The organism is Amycolatopsis rhizosphaerae (genome assembly GCF_007713715.1).
Lineage (GTDB): Bacteria > Actinomycetota > Actinomycetes > Mycobacteriales > Pseudonocardiaceae > Amycolatopsis_E > Amycolatopsis_E rhizosphaerae.
The window spans coordinates 1-3524 of record NZ_VJWX01000639.1 but is presented as its reverse complement, the minus strand read 5'-3'; the positions used below and the strand labels follow the sequence as shown (position 1 = coordinate 3524).

Annotated in this window: 2 protein-coding genes; both read left to right on the top strand. The window is 68.5% G+C overall.

The features are described from left to right. Window positions 1-2166: (Fe-S)-binding protein (locus FNH05_RS34680; RefSeq protein WP_246128126.1), on the top strand; the 2166-nt coding region annotated here is incomplete at its 5' end. 253 nt (window positions 2167-2419) lie between these two features. Beyond that, entirely contained in the window at window positions 2420-3472 is a 1053-nt protein-coding gene (locus tag FNH05_RS34675; protein WP_186382888.1) for an Ig-like domain-containing protein, read from the top strand. The last annotated feature ends 52 nt before the right edge of the window (window positions 3473-3524 follow it).

The following is a 3524-nucleotide window of genomic DNA, read 5'->3' as shown; positions in this document are numbered from 1 at the left end:
GTGCTCGTTCGGCTGATCCTGGGCATCGCCATCACCGTCGTCGCACTGGCCTTCGCCCTGCGGAGGGCGGTCTGGCTCGCCCGGCTGATCGGCTCCGGCCAGCCCCTCCAGGGCCGCACCGAACACCTCGGCCGCCGGGTGCGGACTCATCTGGCCGAAGTGTTCGGCCAGCGCAAACTCCTCAAATGGTCCCTCCCCGGCGCGGCGCATTTCTTCACCTTCTGGGGATTCGTCATTCTCGCCACGGTCTATCTCGAGGCGTACGGAAGCCTGTTCAGCGAACGGTTCGCCATCTGGTGGGTCGGTCACTGGTCCGTACTCGGCTTCGCGCAGGACTTCATCGCCGTCGCCGTGGTCGTCTCGCTGGCCACCTTCACCGTCATCCGTCTCCGGCAGGCCCCCCAGCGGCGGGACCGGGCATCCCGGTTCTACGGCTCGCACCTCGGCGGTGCCTGGCTCATCCTGTTCATGATCTTCAACGTGGTCTGGACGATGTTCCTGTTCCGGGGCGCGTCCGCGGCGGCGGGCACCTTCCCGTACTCCTCGGGCGCCTGGGTCTCGATCGGCCTCGGCCACCTGCTCGCACCGCTGGGCCCGAACGTGCTGAGCGTGCTCGAAACCGTCGGGCTGCTGCTGCACATCGGCGTGATGCTGGTGTTCCTCAACATCGTGCTGAACTCCAAGCACCTGCACATCTTCCTGGCACCGGTGAACGTGACCGTGAAGCGGCTGCCGGACGCGCTCGGCCCGCTGGCGCCGATGGAGTCCGGCGGCAAACCGATCGACTTCGAAGAGGCCGACGACGACGCGATCTTCGGCCGCGGGAAGATCGAAGACTTCACGTGGAAGGGCATGCTCGATTTCGCCACGTGCACCGAGTGCGGCCGCTGCCAGAGCCAGTGCCCCGCGTGGAACACCGGGAAACCGCTCTCCCCCAAGATGGTCGTCATGGACCTGCGGGACCATCTGTTCGACACGGCGCCGTACCTGCTCGGCGGCAAGGACGTCGAAGACCGCCCGCAACGGCCTCTCGTCGGCCCGAGGAGCGAGGGCGGCGTGATCGAACCGGACGTGCTGTGGTCGTGCACCACGTGCGGCGCCTGCGTCGAGCAGTGCCCGGTCGACATCGAGCACGTCGACCACATCGTCGACCTGCGGCGCCACCAGGTGCTGATCGAATCGGCGTTCCCGACCGAACTCGGCACCCTGTTCCGGAATCTGGAGAACAAGGGAAACCCCTGGGGGCAGAACAACTCCGAACGGCTCGACTGGGCCAAGGACCTCGATTTCGAAGTACCCGTCTGCGACGGCGCGCTGGACTCCGGCGTCGAGTACCTGTTCTGGATCGGGTGCGCCGGCGCGTTCGACGACAACGCGCGCAAGACCATCCGTGCCACCGCCGAGCTGCTGCACAGCGCCGGGGTCCGCTTCGCGGTCCTGGGCACCGGCGAGACCTGCACGGGTGACCCGGCGCGCCGTTCCGGCAACGAGTTCCTGTTCCAGATGCTGGCCCAGGAAACCCGGGAAACACTCGACGCGGTCTTCGAGGGCCGCGAACCCGGCCGCCGCAAGATCGTCACCACCTGCCCGCACTGCCTCAACACGCTCGGCCGTGAATATCCGCAACTGGACGGGCACTACGAGGTCGTCCACCACACGCAGTTGCTGAACCGGCTGGTGCGGGAACGCAAACTGGTGCCCATCGCCCCCGTGGACGGCACCACCGTCAACGGCGTCGGCCCGGTCACCGGCCGGCCCCTCACCTACCACGATCCCTGCTATCTGGGGCGGCACAACAAGGTCTACGAACCGCCCCGGGAGCTGGTGCGGGCCACCGGCGCGACGCTCACCGAGATGCCACGGCACGCGGACCGAGCGCTCTGCTGCGGCGCGGGCGGTGCCCGCATGTGGATGGAAGAGAAGATCGGCAAGCGCATCAACGCCGAACGCATCGACGAGGCCATCGCCACCGAAGCGGGCACGGTCGTCACCGGCTGCCCGTTCTGCAAGGTGATGCTGACCGACGGCCTGGTGCAGCGGCAAAGCGAGAACCAGGCTGCCGGTGTGGTGGTCCGCGACGTCTCACAGGTGCTGCTGGAGTCGGTGAAACGCGCCGACACCCGCCCTGCCGCCACACCGCCGCAAACCTCCTCCCCCCTGGTCTGATCCGGTCGCAATCCGGCAGCATGTCCACTGTGGACATGCTCGCAACAGGTGAAGAAAGACTCCAAGACCGCCGGTGACGGCCGAACTAGCATGGGCAACAGACCGGCTCGGACACTGCGTGTCGAATCCCGTTTGCCGCGAACCACCACGTCGACTCGGCCGGCTGTCGTGTCGTGGCGGAGTGGCACCGGGGCGCAGGCCCGGGGCCGGAGCCGGCGACTCGATCGGGATCCAATTCTGGATGGGGAAAGAGATGCCCAACACCCTCACCGCGCTCGACGTGGCCGGAGATCCGAGCTACGGCCAGACGCTCAACCTCACGGCCACCATCACCGCGCAAAGCCCGGTACCTCCGGGCACCACCATGGGCGGCACCGTCGCCTTCGAGTGGGCCCCCACCTCGGGTGGGACCTACACGCCGCTGACCGGTAGTCCGGCGGCGGTGACCAGCACAGCGGGATCGTCCACCGGAACGGCGGTCCTCGCGGTCAACACCCCGGGCGCCCCGCTACCGCTCGGTGACTACTACATTCACGCCGTCTACAGCGGGGACCCCAACTTCGACGGCTCGACTTCCACCGACGCCTTCGAGCAGGTCACCACGCCCACCACGACCGCCGTGGTCGCGGCCCCCTCGCCGGCGGCCCACGGCGCGACGGTGACCCTGACCGCCACCGTCACCGCGAGCAGCCCGGTTCCGACGGGCATGACCATGGGCGGCACCGTCACCTTCCAGTCGGCCACCACCGCGGGCGGCCCGTACACCGACCTCGGCACCGCCGTGTCCGTCAGCAGCACGGCGGGATCGACCACCGGAACAGCGGCCTTCACCACCAGCACTCTCCCCCTCGGCGCCAACTACATCATCGCCGTCTACAGCGGCGACACGTACTTCAACGCCTCCACCGCACCCGAAATCACCGAACAGATCACCACGACCACCACCACCGCCGTGACCGCGGCCCCCTCACCGGCGGCCCACGGCGCGACGGTGACCCTGACCGCCACCGTCACCGCGGGCACCACCGTCCCGTCGAACGTCACCATGGGCGGCACCGTCACCTTCCAATCGGCCACCACCACGGGCGGCCCCTACACCGACCTCGGCACCGCCGTATCCGTCACCGCCACAGCGGGATCAACCACCGGCGAAGCGACCTTCACCACCAGCACCCTCCCCCTCGGCGCCAACTACATCATCGCCGTCTACAGCGGCGACACCACCTTCGATGGCTCCACCTCACCCGAAGTCACCGAAACGGTCAGCAAGATCGGCACCACCCCGGGGCTGGTCGCAGCGCCCTGATCCACCCCGGCCCGGCCGGGTCGCCTCACCGGCCGGGGCCAGACCGTCTCGC

Coding starts and splice junctions, on each gene's coding strand:
- FNH05_RS34675 (WP_186382888.1), top strand. CDS start 2,420: ATGCCCAACACCCTCACCGCGCTCGACGTGGCCGGAGATCCGAGCTAC.